21 protein-coding genes are annotated in these 17,835 nt (G+C 69.9%); 13 read left to right on the forward strand and 8 right to left on the reverse strand.

Annotation, left to right across the window (positions count from 1 at the left end):
• The first annotated feature begins 49 nt into the window (after positions 1-49).
• Complete coding sequence (locus tag KTR66_RS15555) at positions 50-487, forward strand: thioesterase family protein (RefSeq protein ID WP_213614004.1); 438 nt, start codon at positions 50-52, stop codon at positions 485-487.
• 25 nt (positions 488-512) lie between these two features.
• Here KTR66_RS15555 and KTR66_RS15560 read toward each other — a convergent pair whose 3' ends face one another.
• The 7 genes from KTR66_RS15560 to KTR66_RS15590 form a co-directional block, all read right to left on the reverse strand.
• Positions 513-806, reverse strand: coding sequence for a DUF1330 domain-containing protein (locus KTR66_RS15560; RefSeq protein WP_213614005.1), 294 nt, complete (start codon positions 804-806; stop codon positions 513-515).
• A 5-nt stretch (positions 807-811) separates the two neighbouring features.
• The gene (locus KTR66_RS15565) at positions 812-1,807 is read right to left on the reverse strand and encodes a tripartite tricarboxylate transporter substrate binding protein (protein ID WP_213614007.1); all 996 of its coding nucleotides are present in this window, start codon (positions 1,805-1,807) and stop codon (positions 812-814) included.
• A gap of 53 nt (positions 1,808-1,860) precedes the next feature.
• On the reverse strand, positions 1,861-2,934 hold the full coding sequence (gene ugpC / locus KTR66_RS15570) for a sn-glycerol-3-phosphate ABC transporter ATP-binding protein UgpC (protein WP_213614009.1): 1,074 nt from the start codon (positions 2,932-2,934) through the stop codon (positions 1,861-1,863).
• Positions 2,934-3,815 carry a sn-glycerol-3-phosphate ABC transporter permease UgpE gene (gene ugpE, locus KTR66_RS15575; protein ID WP_213614011.1) on the reverse strand — a complete coding sequence of 294 codons (882 nt, stop codon included), beginning with the start codon at positions 3,813-3,815 and terminating at the stop codon, positions 2,934-2,936. Before ugpE ends, ugpC begins: the two co-directional genes overlap by 1 nt.
• Positions 3,815-4,696, reverse strand: coding sequence for a sn-glycerol-3-phosphate ABC transporter permease UgpA (gene ugpA, locus KTR66_RS15580; RefSeq protein ID WP_213614013.1), 882 nt, complete (start codon positions 4,694-4,696; stop codon positions 3,815-3,817). The genes ugpE and ugpA overlap by 1 nt, the downstream gene beginning before the upstream one ends.
• A 183-nt stretch (positions 4,697-4,879) precedes the next feature.
• A complete protein-coding gene (gene ugpB, locus KTR66_RS15585) occupies positions 4,880-6,229 on the reverse strand; it encodes a sn-glycerol-3-phosphate ABC transporter substrate-binding protein UgpB (RefSeq protein WP_213614015.1) in 1,350 nt (449 codons plus the stop codon).
• 91 nt (positions 6,230-6,320) lie between these two features.
• The gene (locus tag KTR66_RS15590) at positions 6,321-7,457 is read right to left on the reverse strand and encodes a diaminopropionate ammonia-lyase (RefSeq protein ID WP_249732170.1); all 1,137 of its coding nucleotides are present in this window, start codon (positions 7,455-7,457) and stop codon (positions 6,321-6,323) included.
• Positions 7,458-7,467: 10 nt separating this feature from the next.
• Here KTR66_RS15590 and denD point away from each other — a divergent pair, with 10 nt between their 5' ends.
• From denD to KTR66_RS15610, 4 genes are all read left to right on the forward strand, one after another.
• Entirely contained in the window at positions 7,468-8,475 is a 1,008-nt protein-coding gene (gene denD / locus KTR66_RS15595; protein WP_249732171.1) for a D-erythronate dehydrogenase, read from the forward strand.
• The gene (locus KTR66_RS15600; protein ID WP_213614021.1) at positions 8,472-8,867 is read left to right on the forward strand and encodes a RidA family protein; all 396 of its coding nucleotides are present in this window, start codon (positions 8,472-8,474) and stop codon (positions 8,865-8,867) included. Before denD ends, KTR66_RS15600 begins: the two co-directional genes overlap by 4 nt.
• A gap of 187 nt (positions 8,868-9,054) precedes the next feature.
• A complete protein-coding gene (locus KTR66_RS15605) occupies positions 9,055-9,576 on the forward strand; it encodes a surface-adhesin E family protein (RefSeq protein ID WP_213614023.1) in 522 nt (173 codons plus the stop codon).
• A gap of 92 nt (positions 9,577-9,668) precedes the next feature.
• Positions 9,669-10,034: a hypothetical protein gene (locus KTR66_RS15610; RefSeq protein WP_213614025.1), complete on the forward strand. Its 366-nt coding sequence runs from the start codon at positions 9,669-9,671 to the stop codon at positions 10,032-10,034.
• A 10-nt stretch (positions 10,035-10,044) separates the two neighbouring features.
• On the opposite strand, the gene KTR66_RS15615 is transcribed toward KTR66_RS15610, so the two are convergent.
• Positions 10,045-11,241, reverse strand: coding sequence for an ABC transporter substrate-binding protein (locus KTR66_RS15615; RefSeq protein WP_213614027.1), 1,197 nt, complete (start codon positions 11,239-11,241; stop codon positions 10,045-10,047).
• Positions 11,242-11,347: 106 nt separating this feature from the next.
• Here KTR66_RS15615 and KTR66_RS15620 point away from each other — a divergent pair, with 106 nt between their 5' ends.
• The 8 genes from KTR66_RS15620 (at position 11,348) to KTR66_RS15650 (ending at position 17,668) form a co-directional block, all read left to right on the forward strand.
• Positions 11,348-12,358 carry an NAD(P)H-quinone oxidoreductase gene (locus tag KTR66_RS15620; protein ID WP_213614029.1) on the forward strand — a complete coding sequence of 337 codons (1,011 nt, stop codon included), beginning with the start codon at positions 11,348-11,350 and terminating at the stop codon, positions 12,356-12,358.
• Between the two features lie 6 nt (positions 12,359-12,364).
• Complete coding sequence (locus KTR66_RS15625) at positions 12,365-13,237, forward strand: DMT family transporter (RefSeq protein ID WP_213614031.1); 873 nt, start codon at positions 12,365-12,367, stop codon at positions 13,235-13,237.
• A 4-nt stretch (positions 13,238-13,241) separates the two neighbouring features.
• The gene (locus KTR66_RS15630) at positions 13,242-13,997 is read left to right on the forward strand and encodes an alpha/beta fold hydrolase (RefSeq protein WP_213614033.1); all 756 of its coding nucleotides are present in this window, start codon (positions 13,242-13,244) and stop codon (positions 13,995-13,997) included.
• On the forward strand, positions 13,994-14,389 hold the full coding sequence (locus KTR66_RS15635) for an MAPEG family protein (RefSeq protein WP_213614035.1): 396 nt from the start codon (positions 13,994-13,996) through the stop codon (positions 14,387-14,389). Before KTR66_RS15630 ends, KTR66_RS15635 begins: the two co-directional genes overlap by 4 nt.
• 36 nt (positions 14,390-14,425) lie before the next feature.
• Complete coding sequence (locus tag KTR66_RS15640; protein WP_213614037.1) at positions 14,426-15,568, forward strand: FAD-binding domain-containing protein; 1,143 nt, start codon at positions 14,426-14,428, stop codon at positions 15,566-15,568.
• A gap of 140 nt (positions 15,569-15,708) precedes the next feature.
• Complete coding sequence (locus tag KTR66_RS25110) at positions 15,709-15,837, forward strand: hypothetical protein (protein ID WP_256437598.1); 129 nt, start codon at positions 15,709-15,711, stop codon at positions 15,835-15,837.
• A gap of 2 nt (positions 15,838-15,839) precedes the next feature.
• Complete coding sequence (locus tag KTR66_RS15645; RefSeq protein ID WP_213614039.1) at positions 15,840-16,595, forward strand: hypothetical protein; 756 nt, start codon at positions 15,840-15,842, stop codon at positions 16,593-16,595.
• Positions 16,592-17,668 (forward strand): toxic anion resistance protein, encoded by a 1,077-nt coding sequence (locus KTR66_RS15650; RefSeq protein ID WP_213614041.1) that lies wholly within the window; start codon positions 16,592-16,594, stop codon positions 17,666-17,668. Before KTR66_RS15645 ends, KTR66_RS15650 begins: the two co-directional genes overlap by 4 nt.
• The last annotated feature ends 167 nt before the right edge of the window (positions 17,669-17,835 follow it).

Consider the following 17,835-nt stretch of genomic DNA (forward strand, 5'->3'; position numbering starts at 1 on the left):
TGCCCGGGCGGTTTTCGTCCAGCTTGGGGAGGTCACGAGGAGAGCGCGCATGCATGGATCGCTGCTGGAGGAATTCGGCGTCGAGGGCGAATGGAACGTCGCGGTGCGGCACCGCATCCGCTGGGCCGAATGCGACCTCTACGGCCATGTGAACCACGCGGCCTATCTCGTCATGTTCGAGGATCTCCGCGTGGAGCACTGGCGCTCCCTCGGACAGGTGCTGCAGGCCGACCAGCCGGGGCCGGTCGTCGCGAAGCTCGAGGCGCGCTACGTGCGCGCGACGGGTTTCGAGGATGAGGTGCTGCTGACACTGCGCGTGCCGAGCCTGCGCAACACGAGCTTCGTGCACGAATACGCGATGTGGAAGAACGGCCTCTGCTTCGAATGCAAGGCGTTGCTGGTCTGCGTGCAGAACGGCGTGAGCACGCCGATTCCGGAGGTGGCACGCAAGCTGATGATCGAGAGGGACGGGGCGAAGGCGGGGTGAGATCCCTCCGGCGCCCCGCCGGTCGCTAACCCGCGTAGCCTTCGACCAGGGCGACGTTGGAGATCGTGCAGGATGCGCGCAGCGCGATGAGCGGCGCATATTCCGCGCCGTGATAGAAGCGCTTCAGCGTCTCCATGTCGGGGTATTCCAGCACCACCACGCGGTCCAGGCCGGGCTCGCCCTCCACGACCGTCACCGCGCCGCCGCGGATCAGATAGCGGCCACCATGGGCCGCGATCATGGGGGCGACCTTCTCCCGGTATTCCGCGAAGCGCGCGGGATCCTTCACCGTGATGTTCGCGATGAGATAGGCGGCCATGTCGCTCACTCCACCTTGATGCCGGCGGCGCGGATGATGGGCTCCCACTTGCCGATCTCAGCGCGGAGGAAGGCGGCGGCGCTGTCAGGCGTGCTGTCGGCCACCACCTGCATGGTCATCTCCGTCAGGCGGTTGCGGATCGCCTCCAGCGCGACGGCGCGGTTCACCGCGGCGTTGATGGCACGCACCACCGGCGCGGGCGTGCCTGAGGGCACCAGCACCATGTGCCAGGTATAGGCCTCGTAGCCCGCCACACCCTGCTCGATGAAGGTCGGCACCTGCGGCACCAGCGGGCTGCGCTCCCTGGTCGAGATGGCAAGCGGCCGCAGCTCGCCGCGCTGGATATAGGGGATGGTGGCGGCCGCCACGTCCAGCATCATCGGGATGCGGCCGGCCAGCACATCCGGCATCGCGGCCGAGGAGCCGCGGAACGCGATGTGGTTCATCCGCAGCGGCCCCTGCGGCCCCCCTGCCATATGGAGGAACAGCTCGGACGCCAGGTGCACCGCGCCGCCATTGCCGCTGCTCGCATAGTCGAAGCGGCCCGGATTGGCGCGGACGAGGGCGATCAGCTCCGGCAGGGTGCGCGCCGGGAAGTTGTTGTTCACCATCATGATCATCGGGATCTGGCCGACGAGCGCGACCGGCGTGAAATCCGCGATGGGGTCGAAGGGCACGCGGTCGAAGAGCGCGCGCACCACGGCGTGGCCGACCGTGGTGTAGAGCACCGTCAGCCCGTCCTTCGGCGCCTTCGCCACCAGATCCGTGCCGATGATGATGCCCGAGCCGGTGCGGTTCTCGACGACGATGCGGTTGGGCAGTGTCTTCGACATTTCCTCGGCGATCATGCGCGCCGGAATGTCGGTCGGCCCGCCGGCGGCGAAGGGCACGATGAAGCGCACCGGCGCGGTGGGCCAGTCGGTCGCGACCTGCGCGCGGGCGCCCGCGATGAGGGCGGGCGTGGCGAGGGCGGATAGCGCCAGGGCGCGGCGGTTCAGCATGGATCGTGTCTCCCGTTTGGTTGCGCGGGAGATTGGGGCTTCCGCCGCCCGGGTCAATCCCGCGGGTCGAGCCGCTTGCCGGTTTCGCCGTCAAAGACGTGCAGCGATTCCAGCGGCAGGATCACGCCCATCGGCCCATCGGCATAGGTCGCGCCCGGCAGGCGCGCCGTCAGCGCCGTGCCGTCCGGCAGGCGGCCATGCAGCACGCTCTCGCCCCCCAGTGGCTCCACCAGCTCGACATGGATGTCGAGGCCGCCCGTACCGATCTGCAGATGCTCCGGCCGTATGCCGAGCGTCAGCTTGCGCCCGGCAGCCCCCGCGCGCGGCCCATCGGCGAAGGGCAGGACGAGCCCGTTGGTGTCGAGCCGCGCGGCGGCGCCGCCCTCCATCAGCGTGGCGGAGAGGAAGTTCATCGAGGGGCTGCCGATGAAGCCCGCCACATAGGTGTCGGCCGGGCGCGCCCAGATCTCCATGGGGGTCGCGATCTGCGCGGCATGGCCGGCGTGCATCACCACCAGGCGATCGCCCAGCGTCATCGCTTCCACCTGGTCATGCGTGACGAAAAGGCTGGTGACGTTGAGGCGCCGCTGGAGCTGCCGGATCTCGGCGCGCATCTGCACGCGCAGCTTGGCATCGAGGTTGGAGAGCGGCTCGTCGAAGAGGAAGAGCTTGGGGTTGCGCACAATGGCGCGACCCATCGCCACGCGCTGCCGCTGCCCACCGGAAAGCTGGCGCGGCTTGCGCTCCAGCAGTTGGCCGATGCCCAGCAGCTTCGCCGCCTCATCCACGCGGCGGATGATCTCCTCCCGCGCCATGCCGCGGATCTTCAGGCCATAGGCCATGTTCTGGAAGACCGACATGTGCGGATAGAGCGCGTAGTTCTGGAACACCATGGCCACATCGCGGTCGGCCGGCTCCAGCGGTGTCACGTCCTGGCCGTCGATGATGACGCCGCCCGAGGTGGCGGTCTCGAGGCCGGCCACGATGCGCAGCAGGGTGGATTTGCCGCAGCCCGAGGCGCCCACGATCACGATCATCTCGCCATCGCGCACATCGAGGTTCACGCCGTGCAGCACGGCGGTGGGTCCGAAGGATTTCTTCACATCGCGAAGGGTCAGCGTCGCCATTACTTTTCCGTCTCCGTCAGGCCCTTCACGAACCATCGCTGCATGAGCACGACCACGGCGACGGGCGGCAGCAGGGCCAGCACGGCGGTCGCCATGATCACGTTCCATTCATTCTGGGAATCACCGCTGCCGATCATCTTGGTGAGGCCCACCACCACCGTCTCCATGCTGCGGTCGTTCACGATGAGCAGCGGCCAGAGATACTGGTTCCAGCCATAGATGAAGAGGATGACGAAGAGCGCCGCGATATTGGTCCGGCTGAGCGGCAGGATCACGTCCAGGAAGAAGCGGATGGGCCCCGCGCCATCGATCTTCGCGGCCTCCACATATTCATCCGGGATGGTCAGGAAGAACTGGCGGAACAGCAGCGTGGCCGTGGCACTCGCCACCAGCGGGATGATCAGCCCCTGGTAGGAATTGGTCATGTTGAGGTCCACCATCACCTGGATGGTGGGAATGATGCGGACCTCGACGGGCAGCATCAGCGTGATGAAGATCAGCCAGAAGAACAGCATGCGCAGCGGGAAGCGGAAGAACACCACCGCATAGGCCGAGGTGAGCGAGATCGCGATCTTCCCGACCGCCACGCAGATGGCCATGATGATGCTGTTCAGCAGCATCACGCCGGCCGGCACGCCCATGAAGCGGCCGCCACCAACCCCCCAGGCCTGGGTGTAGTTGGCCACCGCCTCGCCACCCGGCACCAGCGGCACGTCGCCGCGGCCGATCGTGTTCACGTCATGGGTGGAGCCGATGATGGTCAGGTAGATCGGGAAGGCGAAGATCAGCACGCCGAGCACGAGGCAGGCATGGGTGACGAAGGCCTCGCGCCGCTGGCGGCGGCGGGTGCGGTCGGCGAGTTCGGTGACCGAGACGCTCATCAGTAGTGCACCTTCCGCTCGACATAGCGGAACTGCACCATGGTCAGGACGATGACCAGGATCATCAGGATCACGCTCTGCGCGGCGCTCGAGCCGAAGTTCAGGTTCATCACGCCATCCGTGTAGACGCGGTAGATCAGGGTCTCCGTCGCCTTGCCCGGCCCGCCCTGGGTCAGCGAGTGGATGATGCCGAAGGTGTCGAAGAAGGCGTAGACGAGGTTCACCACCAGCAGGAAGAAGGCGGTCGGCGAAAGCAGCGGAAAGACCACCGTCCAGAAGCGCCGCATGGGGCGCGCGCCGTCAATGGCGGCGGCCTCCAGCACGGATTTCGGGATGCTCTGCAGCCCGGCCAGGAAGAAGATGAAGTTGTAGCTCACCTGCTTCCAGGCGGCGGCGAAGATGATCAGCAGCATCGCCTGGTTGCCATTCAGCTTGTAGTCCCAAGGCACGCCGAGCGCGTTCAGCATCCGCCCGAAAATGCCGATATTGGGGTGGAACATGAAGAGCCAGAGCACGGCCGCGATGGCCGGGGCCACCGCATAGGGCCAGATCAGCAGCGTCTTGTAGGTATCCGCACCCCGGATGTGCTTGTCCGCCTGGACGGCCAGAAACAAGGCGACGCCCAATGCCAGCACAGCGACCGAGGCGGAGAAGATCAGCGTGCGGAAGGCGGAATCCAGCCAGGTCGGGTCGCTCAGCACATCCACGAAATTCTCGAAGCCGACGAATTGGCTGGAAAGCCCGAAGGCATCCTCCCGCAGGAAGGATTGCCGCACGGCCTGCGCCGCCGGCCAGAAGAAGAAGAGGCCCGTGACGACGATCTGCGGCAGCAGCAGCAGGTAGGGCAGGGCGATGCCCTTGAAATAGACCTTCTTCTCCATCGCCCTCTCACCCTCAAAGCGGCGAAGCCGCCATCCGCCCCCCGGCGCCCCTCGGTGGCTTTGCCACCGAGGGATGAGCCGAGCCCAAAAGCCCAGCGCCAAGCCGGGGCCCCCGCGAAGGTTTCGCTGGCGATAACGCCGCGAAGCCGGCGTTGCGACAGCGAAAACTTCGTGGGGAGAGAATTACCCGCGGTTGGTCCGCTCGAAGTTGCGCAGCACCACGTTCCCGCGGGTGACGGAGTTGTCCATCGCCTGCTGCGCCGTCTGCTGGCCCTGCAGCGCCCGCTCCATCTCCTCCTGCATGGCGGTGCGGATCTCGACGAAGCCGCCCAGGCGGATGCCGCGGCTGTTGCCGGTCATCTGCCCACCGCCGCGCAGCAGCTGCTGGATCGGAATGTCGGCCCCCGGGTTCTGCGTGTAGAAGCCGGTCGCCTGCACCTCGCGGAAGGCGGTCTGCGTCACCGGCAGGAAGCCCGTCTCGGTGTGCCAGGCGGCCACCACGCGCGGCTGCGCCAGGAAGGCGAAGAACTCCGCGATGCCGCGATTCTCATCGGCCGAGCGCGCGGCGTTCGGGCCGCGATTCATCGCCCAGAAGGCCGCACCGCCGATGATGGAGTTGATCGGCGCACCCTGCACATCGTTGTAATAGGGCAGCATGGCCACACCCAGATTGGCGATCCCGCCCGGCAGCTCGCGCACGAAGCGCGCCCGCGCGCCGGAGGAGGCGAAGATCATGCCCGAGGAGCCATTGGCGAAGAGCGCATCGCCCGCGCCATCGCGCCCGCCCCAGCGGAAGGTGCCCTCGCGGCCCATTTCCATCAGCGTGTTCAGGTGGCGCACCATCAGCGGGTTGTTGATGCGCAGCTCGGCATTCAGGCCGCCGAAGCCATTGTCGAGCGTGGCGAGCGGGATGTTGTGGATGGCGCTGAACTGCTCCACCTGCGTCCAGGTCGGCCAGGCGGTGGTGACGGGGATCTCCACGCCGCCGGCGCGCAGGCGGGCGGCGGCCGTGCGCATCTCAGCCCAGGTCGCGGGCGCCTGGTCGGGATTCAGGCCGGCGCGGCGGAAAGCGTCCTTGTTGTAGAACATGATGGCCGTGGAAGAGTTGAACGGCATGGCCATCATCCGGCCATCGGCCAGGCTGTAGTAGCCTTTCACGGCCGGCAGGTAGTCGTCGAAGTTGATGGTCACACCCGTCTCGCGCAGCAGCTCATGCAGCGGCTTGATGGCGCGGCCGGCGGCCATCATCGTGCCGGTGCCGACCTCGAACATCTGCACGATGTGCGGCGCGGTGCCCGAACGGAAGCCCGCGATCGCGGCGACCATGGTCTCGGGGTAGGAGCCGCGGAAGCTCGAGACGATGCGGAAGCGGTTCTGGCTCTGGTTGAACTGGTTCGCGATGCCCTCGAGGATGCCGCCCAGCGGCTGCGCCAGCCCATGCCAGAAGGAGATCTCGACGGGCCCGGACTGCGCGAGGGCAGGGGCAGCCAGGGGGGTGGCAAGGACGGCCTTGCCAAGGGTGCGACGCAGCATGAAGGGGCTCTCCCAGGAATTGCGATGGGTGGCGCCTAAGCCCCCACCATTGCCCCCATGTGACACTAAAAAGTCACTTTCGTGAAGCGGGTTACTCCGCGGTAAGTTTTTCATAGAGTTCGGGGTCGGTGGCGCCCTCGGTCCCGAAGATGAGCACGCGACTCTCGGGCGTCAGGCCCAACGCCTCGCAGGCGGCGGGGCTGCCCAGCGCGCCTTGCAGCGCGATCAGCCCGGCGACGGCCGATTCGCCCGCCTCGATCCCCTCGGCCTTCAGCGCCCGCATGGCGGGGCCCACCAGATCATCCGGCACGGCCATGGCGGCGAAGGCGCTGCGCTCCAGTTCCTGCCAGGCGAGCAGCGAGGGTTCGCCGCAGGCGAGGCCCGCCATGATGGTGTCCAGCGCGCCGGTCACGGTGCGCAGCTCGCCCGCTTCCAGGCTGTCGGTCAGGCAGGCGGCCTGGTCGGGCTCGGCGATGATCAGGCGCGGGCCCGCGCCGCACATGGCGCGGAGCTGCACGGCGACGGCGGCGGCCACACCGCCCACGCCGCCGGGCACGAAGACATGGGTGGGGGCCACGCCACCCATCTGGGAGATCGCCTCCTCGGCCATCAGGCGATAGCCCTGCATCACGTCGCGCGGTGGTTCCGTATAGCCGGGGTAGGAGGTGTCGCTGATCACGAACCAACCGTTTTCATCAGCGGCATGCTGGGCCGCGCGCACGCTGTCATCGTAATTGCCGGGCACCACGCGGATCTCGGCGCCGAAGCGGGCGATGGCGTCGCGCCGGCCCTGGCTCACATTCTCATGCACGAAGATCACGCAGCGCGCGCCGAAGCGCTGCGCCCCCCAGGCGACCGAGCGGCCGTGATTGCCATCCGTCGCGCAGGTCACGGTGATCTGTTCGGTCGCATGGGCGTATTGGCCCGATTCCAGCGCCGCGCCGTCGGCGTTGTTGGCCGTGCCGCGCCGGGCAAGCTCCGCGCCCAACAGCTTCCAGACGGCATAGGCCCCGCCCAGCGCCTTGAAGCTGCCGAGGCCGAAGCGCCCGCTCTCATCCTTGAAATGGACCGAGGCCACGCCCTCCATGGCCAGCGCGTGCAGCGGCGTGGGCGCATAGCCGGGCCAGGCGGTGATCTCGCGCTTGGCGCGGCGATAGCCCCCCTCGGGCAGGACGATGAGGCCGGGCGTGCCGTGATGGCGATTCAGGACGAGGCGAAAGGGGTGCATGGGGCCAAGCTTGGCGTGGCACGCGCGCGCGGGCAATCTGCCCGCCATGCAGATCACCATTCTCGGCGGCGGGGGATTCCTCGGCCGCAAATTCGCCGAGCGGCTCGCGGCCCAGGGCCATCTGGGCGGCACGCCCGTCACCGGCCTGATCCTTTTTGACCTCGCGGCCCCGAAACCGTTGGAAGCGCCCTTTCCGGTGACCTGCGTCGGCGGCGACGTGGCGAGCCTGGCCGACGTCTCCGCCGCGATTCCGGTTGGGACCAACCTCGTCGTGCATCTGGCGGCGGTGGTGAGTGCCGCGGCCGAGGCGGATTTCGACCTCGGCATGCGGGTGAATTTGCATGGCACGCTGGCGGTGATCGAGGCCTGCCGAAAGCTGGCGGCCCCGCCGCGCGTGCTCTTCACGTCGAGCGTGGCGAGCTTCGGCGGCGGGCAATCCGCGCTGCTGCCCGATGATGCGCGCCAGGTGCCGACCAACTCCTATGGCGCACAGAAGGCGGCGGCCGAATTGCTGCTGCAGGATGCCAGCCGCAAGGGCTTCCTGGATGCCGTCTCCATCCGCCTGCCCACCGTGATCGTCCGCCCGGGCCGCCCGAACAAGGCGGCCTCCTCCTTCTTCTCCGCCATCCTGCGCGAGCCGCTGCTGGGCCTCGAGACGCCGCTGCCGGTGGAGGATTCCTTTCGAGTCTGGGTCTGCTCCCCCCGCCGCGCGGTGGATTGGCTGTTTCATGCAGCGATGATGGACACGGCCCCGCTCGGCGTGGATCGCGGCATCAACCCGCCCGGCCTCGCCGTCAGCGTGGGCGAAATGCTGGCGGCCCTCAGCCCCGCCGAGCGCGCCTTGGTGAAGCGGGAGCCCGACCCCGCCATCGCCGCCATCGTCGGCGGCTGGCCGGCCGAATTCGCCGCGACCCGCGCCCGCGCCCTGGGCTTCGCCCCGCAGGAGGGCGTGCCCGAGATCCTCGCCGCCTTCCGCGCCGACGATCTGGCGGCGACGCGGGCGGAGCGCGGGCTGTGAGCCTCGAGGTCACGCGCTTCCTGCTGGGCGACGGGCCGAAGCGCGTCGCCCCCTTCAGCCATGCCGTCCGCGCCGGCGATTTCCTCTTCGTCACCGGCCAGATGCCGACCGAACCGTCGGACAACACGCGCTGCGTGGCGGGCGGCATCGAGGCGCAGACGCACCAGGTGATCGCCAACCTGAAATCCGTGCTGGCCGGCTGTGGCGCCGATTGGAACCGCACCGTGATGGCGCGCATCTACCTGACCGATTTCGCGCGCGACTACGCGGCCATGAACGCCGTCTGGGAGACGAGCTTCCCCGAGGGTGGGCTTCCCGCGCGCACCACCGTGGGTGTCACGGGCCTTGCATTGGGCGCGCTGGTCGAAGTGGATCTGATCGTCGCGCTTTAGGCGCGCGGAGGGTGTCGCGCTTTAGGCGCGCGGGCGATGTCGCGCTCCAAGCGCGCGGGCGATGTCGCGCTCCAAGCGCGCGGACGATGTCGCGCTCCAAGCGCGCGGACGATGTCGCGCTCTGAATCCGAATCGCCTTCACGCGCCGCGGCGCGCGTGGTTGCCTTCCCAGCAACGAAGGGGAGAGATGACGATGGTCGGTCCGCGCCTTGCCGTGCTGCTGTTCCTGCTGGCCGGTTGCGCGGCGGTCACGCCCACGCCTGCTCCGGTGGCTGAGCCCACGCCGGCGCCCACGGCGGCGCCTGCCGTGGCGCAACCCACGCTCGCCCTGGCTCCGCGCCGGCAATGGCGCCGCATCCCGCTGACGCGCGGGGCACGCATGAAGGATGCCTTTGTCGCCTCCGAGGTCGTCACCAACCCGGATGGCACCCGCCGCGTCTGGATGGTCATCAACCTGCTGGAACCCATTCGTCTGCCTGAGACGGGCGGCTATGCGCGCAGCGCTGCCTATCTCGCGGATTTTCGCTGCGACCCGCATGCCTGGAACCCCATCCAGGGCGTCTGGTACAGCCAGCCCAATGCGGTGGGCGAGGCGCTGCGGGAGCAGGAACGCGGCCCCGGCGGCATCCGCGACGTGAGCGAGGGCACTTTCGTGGACCTCTTCGTCAATGCCGCCTGCGGGACCCTGCCAGCCCGCCGCCGGCGATAGGCCGCCCCGATCAGCGCCATTCGAAGACCTGTCTCGATGAGGCGCGCAGCCCTGTGCAGGATGGCGGCCAAGAGCAACGAGGAGATGTCCCGATGACCCGACTTCTTGCCCTGGCGCTTGCGCCCGCGCTGCTCCTCTCCGCGCCCGTGCTGGCGCAGACGGCCAATTGTGCCAGCGCGCTCACCGTGGACAGCGTGAACTACGGCACGCAGCGCGTCCCGCGCATGGGGCCGGGCAGCGACCTCCTGACCCTCAGCGTCACGGTCCGCAATCTCTCGCCCATCCAGCAGCGCTTCACGGCGCGCTACACGTCGCGCGCCCTCCAGCAGGATTTTCTCACCGGGCAATCCTGGACGCTGGCCCCCGGCGGGCGGACCGAGGTGGTCGTCGGCAATGTGCTCCAGCCGCGTGAGGCGGAGACGACGGTCCGGCAGATGTTGCAGTTCACCTGCCAGTAGGCGGCAGCGCTCAGACGGGGCTCGCCGCCGCCGCATCCGCTGGAAAGACGGACACCGGGCGTCCGGCCTGCCATTGCAGCAGGACCGGCCTCGCGCGGCTGTTCTGGCCACGATCGTCGAGGCGGAAGCCCCATCCATTGGCCCACTGCCCCTCGGGCTGGTCGAGCGCCGCAAGCGCCGTGCGCAGTGGCCCGCGTTCGAGGTTCGGCTGCGCCAGGATGAGCTGCGCGCCGGCAAAGGCGGCCAGCGACAGGCCGGAGCGCGGTGCGCTGCCCCAGCGCCGTTGATACAGCTCGGCGAAGGGGCGGGCCCCCGTGGCCCAGCGCTCGGCGGTTTCGATCGGCGGCATGTCGAGCGCGAAGCAAGCCTCCAGCGCGGGCCCAATGGCGCGGGCCAGATCCGCAAGGCCCCAGGCTGGCCCCGCGCCGATCACCGCCGCCGGACGCCAGGCGGCATCCTGCATGGCGCGGAACAGGGCGACGGCATCGCCCTCGGCTGCCGCATGGATCAGCACATTCACGCCCGCCGCCCGCAGCCGCTGCACCATGGCCGGCATCTCCGGCGTGCGGATGGCATGCGGCAGGCGCTCGGCGACCACCAGGCCGGCCTCCCGCAGGCGGCTCTCCAGATGGATCGCGATGCTCTCGGCCGAGGCCCCGGACTCGTGGAGGATCGCGGCGCGCAGGACATCGGCAGGCTGCCCCAGGTGATTGGGCAGGAAGCGCGTCAGGGCCTCCGCGCCCAGGCGCCCGTAATCCAGGGCCGCGGGCGCGGTGCGGATGACGTGGCGCCCGCCGCGCTCCAGCAGCGCGTCGGCCGCGGCCGCCAGCTCGACATAGGTGGAGTCCAGCGACTCGGCGGCCTGCGAGGCGGCGAGGCCGATCGGCGCCGAGACGCTGCCGAAGAGCAGGGAGACGCGCTCGGCCTGCAGCAGACGCCGCGCCTCGGCCAGGGCCTGGGCGGGCTCGGTCACGTCGGCGCGCAGCAACCGGATGGGCCGGCCGCCGGCCGCGTTGCGCTCGGCGATGGCGAGTTCCAGCCCGCGCGCCGCTTCGTCGCCCAGCAGCGCATTGGCGCCGGAGAGCGGGAACAGGCCCCCCACCCGCAATTCCTGCGGGGCATTCTGGGCCAGGGCCCTGTTGAGGGCCGGGGCGGCGAGCAGGCTCGCCAGCAGCGCACGGCGCGAGGGAGGGCTAAGATTTGTCAAAGCGTCTCAGTTTCCGTCGCATCGCGCTGCGATGCAATGCGGCCAGCGCGCTTGACCTGCGTCGCCCAGGCGCGGAACGTGCCGGCCCAAGCCGGAGGAGCCCGCCATGAGCCTGAGCATGACCCATATCGCCCATGGTGCCGGGGGTACCGCGCAGGTGATGGTGCTGGCCCAGGGGCCGCGCCCCGCCCCCGCCGCCGATGAGGTGCTGATCCGCGTCGAGGCCGTGGGCGTGAACCGGCCGGATGTCCTGCAGCGCGCCGGCGCCTATCCGCCGCCGCCCGGAGCCTCGCCCATCCTCGGGCTTGAATGCGCGGGCGAGGTGGTGGCGGTGGGCCCCGAGGTGACGGCCTACAAGCCGGGCGACAAGGTCTGCGCCCTGACCAATGGCGGCGCCTATGCCGAGTATTGCACGGCCCCGGCCGCGCAGACGCTGCCCTGGCCCCGCGGCTATGACGCGCTTCGCGCCGCCGCCCTGCCGGAGACCTTCTTCACGGTCTGGGCGAACCTCTTCGGCACGCCGCATGCCGCAGGCGGGCGCCTCGCGGCGGGCGAGACGGTGCTGATCCATGGCGGCTCCTCGGGCATCGGCGTCACCGCCATCCAGCTCGCCAAGGCCTTCGGCGCCCATGTCATCACCACCGTCGGCAGCCAGGCCAAGTGCGAGGCCGTGCTGGGCTTCGGCGCGGACCACGCGATCAATTACCGCGAGCACGACTTCGCCGAGGAGGTGAAGCGCATCACCGGCGGCCGCGGCGTGGATGTGGTGCTGGACATGGTGGGCGCCCCCTATTTCGGGCGGAACCTGCGCAGCCTGCGGATGGATGGCCGCCTCGTCCTCATCGCCTTCCTGGGCGGCGAGATGGCCGAGAACCTGGATCTCCGCCCCATCATGCTGAAGCGCCTCACCGTGACCGGCAGCACCATGCGGCCGCGGACCACGGCGCAGAAGGCTGAGATCGCGGACGCCCTGCGCGCCCGCGTCTGGCCGCTGCTCGAGGCCGGGCAATGCGCGCCGCATATCCACGCGACCTTCCCGCTGGGCGAAGCGGCGGCGGCGCACGCGCTCATGGAAAGCAGCCAGCATATCGGCAAGATCATGCTGACGGTGGGCTGACCGGGTTTGTCGCAGGGCAGGGCGCTTCAGCTCCTCTTTCTCTCGGTCTTCCTCTTCGGCGGCGTCTGGCCGGTCACCAAATACGCCTTCGCCCATGCGACGCCGCTCTGGTTCGGCTTCACGCGGGCGGCGCTGGCGGCCCTTTCGGCCGCCGTCATGCTGGCGGCGATGGGCCGGCTGCGCGTGCCGAAGCGCGAGGACTGGCCAGGCCTCTGCGCCATCGGCCTGCTGCAGATCGGCGCCTTCTTCGCGCTCGCGCATGTCGCGCTCTCGCTGGTGCCGGCGGGGCGCACCGCGATCCTCGGCAACGTCACCATCTTCTGGCTGGTGCCGCTCTCCGTGCTGATCCTGGGCGAACCCGTCTCCCGCCAGCGCTGGATCGCGGCCGGGCTGGGCCTCGCCGGCGTCGGCGTCATGATGAGCCCCTGGGGCATGGACTGGTCCGCCCCCGGCGCCGTCTTCGGCCATGCGCTGCTGCTCTGCGCCTCGCTCTGCTGGAGCATCGCCATCCTCATCACGCGGCTTTACCCGCCGCGCACGCCGGTGGCCGACCTCATTCCCTGGATGTTTGCGCTGGGCGCGCTGCTCATCCTGCCCATCGCCCTCTGGCGCGAGCCGCTTTCCGAGGGCGGCGGCGTGGGGCGCGATGCCTGGCTCATCGCGGGCTTCATCGGTCTGGTCGCGGCGCCCATCGGCACCTGGGCGACGGTGGAGGCGGGGCGGCACCTGAACGCGGTGCTCGCCTCGGTCGGCTTCCTCATGGTGCCCTTGGTGGGACTGGTGCTGGCCACCACATGGCTGGGCGAGCCGCTGGGCTGGGACCTGATCCTGGGCGGCGGGCTCGTGGTGTTGAGCGTCATCGTCGCGGCGAGAGGATAGGGCATTGCGCCTGAATGTGATCGAGATGGGGGAGGGCAGCCCCGTGCTTCTGCTGCACGGGCTGTTCGGCGCGGGGCGGAACTGGGGCGCCATCCAGAAGCGCCTCGCGCAGCGCCACCGCGTCCTGGCGCCGGACCTGCGCAATCATGGCGAGAGCGAGCATGCGGCGCGCATGGACTACGCCGCCATGGCCGAAGATGTTGCGGAAGTGATCGCGCGCCGTGGCCTCGCCCCCGCCGCTGTGCTGGGCCATTCGATGGGCGGGAAGGTGGCCATGGCGCTCGCGCTCGGCCAGCCCGGCATGGTCTCGCGCCTCGTCGTGGCCGACATCGCGCCGGTGCGCTATCCGCCCGCGCTGCGCGGCTATGTGGCCGCCCTGCGCGCCCTGCCGCTCGCACCAGGCCTCTCCCGGCGCGATGCGGATGCTGCGCTGGAATCCGCGATCCCGGAGGCCGGCATCCGCGCCTTCCTGCTGCAATCGCTCGATTTCGGCGGCGATGCGCCCGCCTGGAAGCTCGGCCTCGCCGAGATCGCCGCAGCCATGCCGGACATCGAGGACTTCTCCGCGACCGGCCGCTATGAGGGCCCCACGCTGGTCGTGGCAGGCGAGCGGAGCACCTATATCCAGCCGGAGCATCATGCGCTGTTCCGCAGCCTCTTTCCCGCCACGCGCTTCGCCGTGGTCGAGAAGGCCGGACACTGGGTCCATGCCGACAACCCCCACGCCTTCCTGGCGCTGACGGAGCCCTTCCTCGCATGACCGCGCTCCCCATCACCTCCTTCTACGCGGCCTTCTTCGGGCTGCTGCTCTTCGCGCTCTCGGTGCAGGTGATCCGCGCACGCGTCGCCGCGCGTGTCGCCATCGGCCTGGGCGACGACATCCGCCTGCTGCGCGCCAGCCGCGCCCAGGGCAATTTCGTCGAATACGCGCCGATGATCCTGATCCTGCTCGGCCTGCTCGAACTGGCCGGCACCGGGCCCTTCCTGCTGCATGCGCTGGGCGGGCTCGCGCTCGCCGGGCGCGTGGCGCATGCCATGGGCATCTCGCGCGAGCCGGAGAACCTGAAGCAGCGCCAGCTGGGCATGGCGCTGACCTTCACCGTGCTGGGGCTCGCACCGCTGCTCCTGCTGCTGCGCATCGCCTTCGCCTGAGGTTGCGGGATCGGCGATCCGCCCCAGTTGGGGCGGATGATCGCCGCACCCACCCGCGCCGCCGCCCTGGCGCGCCTTGCCGAATTCGCCCCGCGCATGGGCCGCGACTATGCGGGCTTGCGCAACACCGATGGCGGACCAGAGGCGCGCTGCGTTTCCGCCCTCTCGCCGCATGTGCGGCATCGCCTCATCACGGAAGCCGAACTGGTGGGTGCCGCCCTCGCGGCCCATGGCCCCGCGCGGGCCGAGAAATTCATCCAGGAGGTGTTCTGGCGCTCCTATTGGAAGGGCTTTCTGGAGCTGCGCCCGGGGATGTGGCGCGACTATCGCCAGGCGGTCGCGCGGATGGAGGCACCGCCGGGCCTCGCTGCCGCCATGGCGGGCGAGACCGGCATCGCCTGCTTCGACGCCTGGGCGCGCGAGCTGGTCGAGACCGGCTGGCTGCACAACCACACCCGCATGTGGTTCGCCAGCATCTGGATCTTCACCCTGCGCCTGCCTTGGGAACTGGGGGCGGAGTTCTTCCTGGCACATCTCAGCGACGCCGATCCCGCCTCCAACACGCTCTCCTGGCGCTGGGTCGCCGGCATCCAGACGCCGGGCAAGCACTACCTGGCACGCGCCGAGAACATCGCGCGCTACACCAATGGCCGCTTCAACCCACGCAGGCAGCTCGACGAGGCGGCGCAGCCCATCGCGGCGCCGCCACCGCCGCCAGCCGGCCGCCTGCGTGCGGGCGACGCGCGACCAGGCGGGCGCGTGGCGCTGCTGCTCCACGCCGATGACCTTGGCTTCCGTACCGAAGACCATGAAGTGGTGGGCATGGCCGCACTGGCCGACAGCGCCCCGCGCAGCCGCTTCCCGCAGGGGCGCGTGGCGGCCGACTTCACCGCCGCCGCCCTGGCGGAGGGCGGGCGGCGCATCCTCGCACCGGCGGAAGTGGTGGGCTGGGCGCGCTCCCTCGGCGTGACGCGGATCGTGACACCCTGGGCACCGGTCGGCTGGACGGCCTCCGCGCTGGAGGAGGTCGGCAAGCTCTGCGCCGCCGAGGGCCTCACCCTGCACCGCCTCCGTCGCGATTGGGACGAGGCCTGCTGGCCGTTGGCGCAGCGGGGCTTCTTTCCCTTCCGCTCGGAAATCCCACGCCTGATCGGCGAACTCCGCCCCGCGCCCCCTTGACGGCGGGGCGGGGCGCATCCCATGTGACGCTTATGTTGACGGCGTTGACATCATGCGATCCTGGCAAAAACCCTCCGGCTGGTCCCCTTGGCAGAAGGCCAAGCCTTGCAACGCGCGGGCGTCATGGCGATCTTCACCGCATGCCGAAGGAACGCCCCTCGCCGGATCGCCTGATCGCCAGCATGCCGGTGCCGATGCGCGTGGTGCTGGGCCTTGGGCTGCTTGGCCTATGCGCCTGGCTGCCTGCGGCCATCGCGCTGTTCCGCTGACCATGGACATCAAGGGCGCCGTGAAGCGGCAGATCCGCGCGGCAACGCAGCAGCCGGTCTTCGGCTGGCGCGTCTGGCTGCTGCCGATGTTCTTCTGGCCGCTCTTCCTCGATGTGCCGGTCGAGATCATCCGCGGCGGCGGCACGCGGCTGGTTGGCGCGCTGCTCGGCCTCGGCCTCGCCTGGTATGCGGCCGCGCTCATGGCCCAGGGGCGCCGGCGCAAGGGGGCGCAACTCTTCGGTGTGGCGGCCGGCCTGACCGCGGGCCTCGCCGCCGGCATCACGCCGCCCATCGCGGTCGGCCTCGGCTTCGGCGCCTGGTTCGGCGTGCGCCTGCTGACCGCCGATCTGCCTGAGGCAGCGGCCCCGCCGCCACCGCCTGAACCCGCCCGGCCCGACCCGCTGGACGGCCCGCGCGCGCAACTCTCCCGCATCGCGGCCGCCGCCCCGCGCCTGCCGCTCGGCACGCTGCTGCTGGAGGCCGCGGGCGCGATGCAGGGTGTCGTCGAGGACCTCGAGGCCCGGCCGGCCCGACTGCACGAAGCCCGCCGCTTCCTGGCCGTGCATCTCGACGGCCTCTCGCGCATCGTGGACCGGCTGGAGGCGGGTGCGGCCCCGCCCGAAACCCTGCCCAGCCTGCTCACCGACCTCACCGCCTCCGCGCGCAAGCTGCGCAGCGAATTGCGCATGGCCGAGAGCGAGGCGCTTGAAATCCAGGTGAAGGTGCTGGCCGAACGGCTGCGCCAGGAGGAACCATGAGCGATATCCAACCCACGGGGCAGCCGATCCGCGAAGAGGAAGTGACGCGCCTCGCCGCCGCGATCGACCTGAAGGACCCCGGCACCATCCTGCGCTTCGGCGCCGCCGCGCAAAGCCGCGCCCAGGCCGCCGCCGATGCCATGCTGGAAGGGGCCCAGAACCGCGAGACGGGGGAGGCGGGGCAGACCCTTTCCTCCATGCTCACGGCCCTGCGCGGCTTCGACGTGACGAACCTCGCCGAGAAGCCGGGCTTCTTCCAGCGCCTGTTCAACAAGGCCGGCTCGGAAGCCACCGCCATCGTCCAGCGCTATGAGGGCGTGCGCGACCAGGTGCAGGTCATCGGCGACAAGCTGGACCAGCACCGCACCAAGCTGCTGGAAGACGTGGAACGCCTGGAGCGCCTCTACACCGCCACCCTGGACTGGTTCCACGCGCTGGCCGACCACATCGAGGCCGGCGAACGCGTGCTGAAGCACACCGACAGCGTCACCATCCCCGCCCTCGAAGCCGCCGCGCTGAAGGAAGGCGACCCGCTCGCCCCGCAGGCGCTGCGCGACGGCCGCGCCGCCCGCGACGAGTTGGAACGCCGCGTCCATGACCTGCGCCTCACGCGCCAGGTCGCCATGCAGGCGCTGCCCTCGATCCGCCTCATCCAGGAGAATGACAAGGCGCTCTCCGCCAAGATCCAGTCGGTGCTGGCCAACACCGTCCCGCTCTGGTCCCAGCAACTGGCGCAAGCTCTCGCCATCCACCGCATGCGCGAGGCCGGCCAGGCGGTGAAGGCCGCCACCGACCTCACCAACAAGCTCCTCGTCGCCAATGCCGAAACGCTGCGCACCGGCAACGCCGAAGCCCGCCGCGAGCTGGAACGGGGTACCTTCGACATGGACGCCATCAAGCAGGCCAATGCCGCCCTCGTCGGCACGATCGAAGACAGCCTGCGCATCGCCGACGAAGCCAAGGCGCAACGCCGAACCGCCGAAGCGGAACTCGCCAAGTGCGAACAAGACATCCGCCGCGCCCTCAGCGCCGCCCGCGCCCGCGAGCAAGCCGGCCCGCCCGCGCGCGGGTGAGGCCAGGGCATCCTGGAGAGAGGCTTCGCCTCCCTCCAGACCTCCCTCCACCAGGGGCCGAGGCCCCTGGACCCGATGCGCTGGGCTTGTTGGGAGAGAGGCATGGTGCGCGTGTGATCGAGGGCGCGCCCATGACGCCCCTCTCCCAACAAGCCCCATCCAGGTTT

It is taken from the genome of Roseococcus sp. SDR, assembly GCF_019083995.1.
Taxonomy (GTDB): domain Bacteria; phylum Pseudomonadota; class Alphaproteobacteria; order Acetobacterales; family Acetobacteraceae; genus Roseococcus.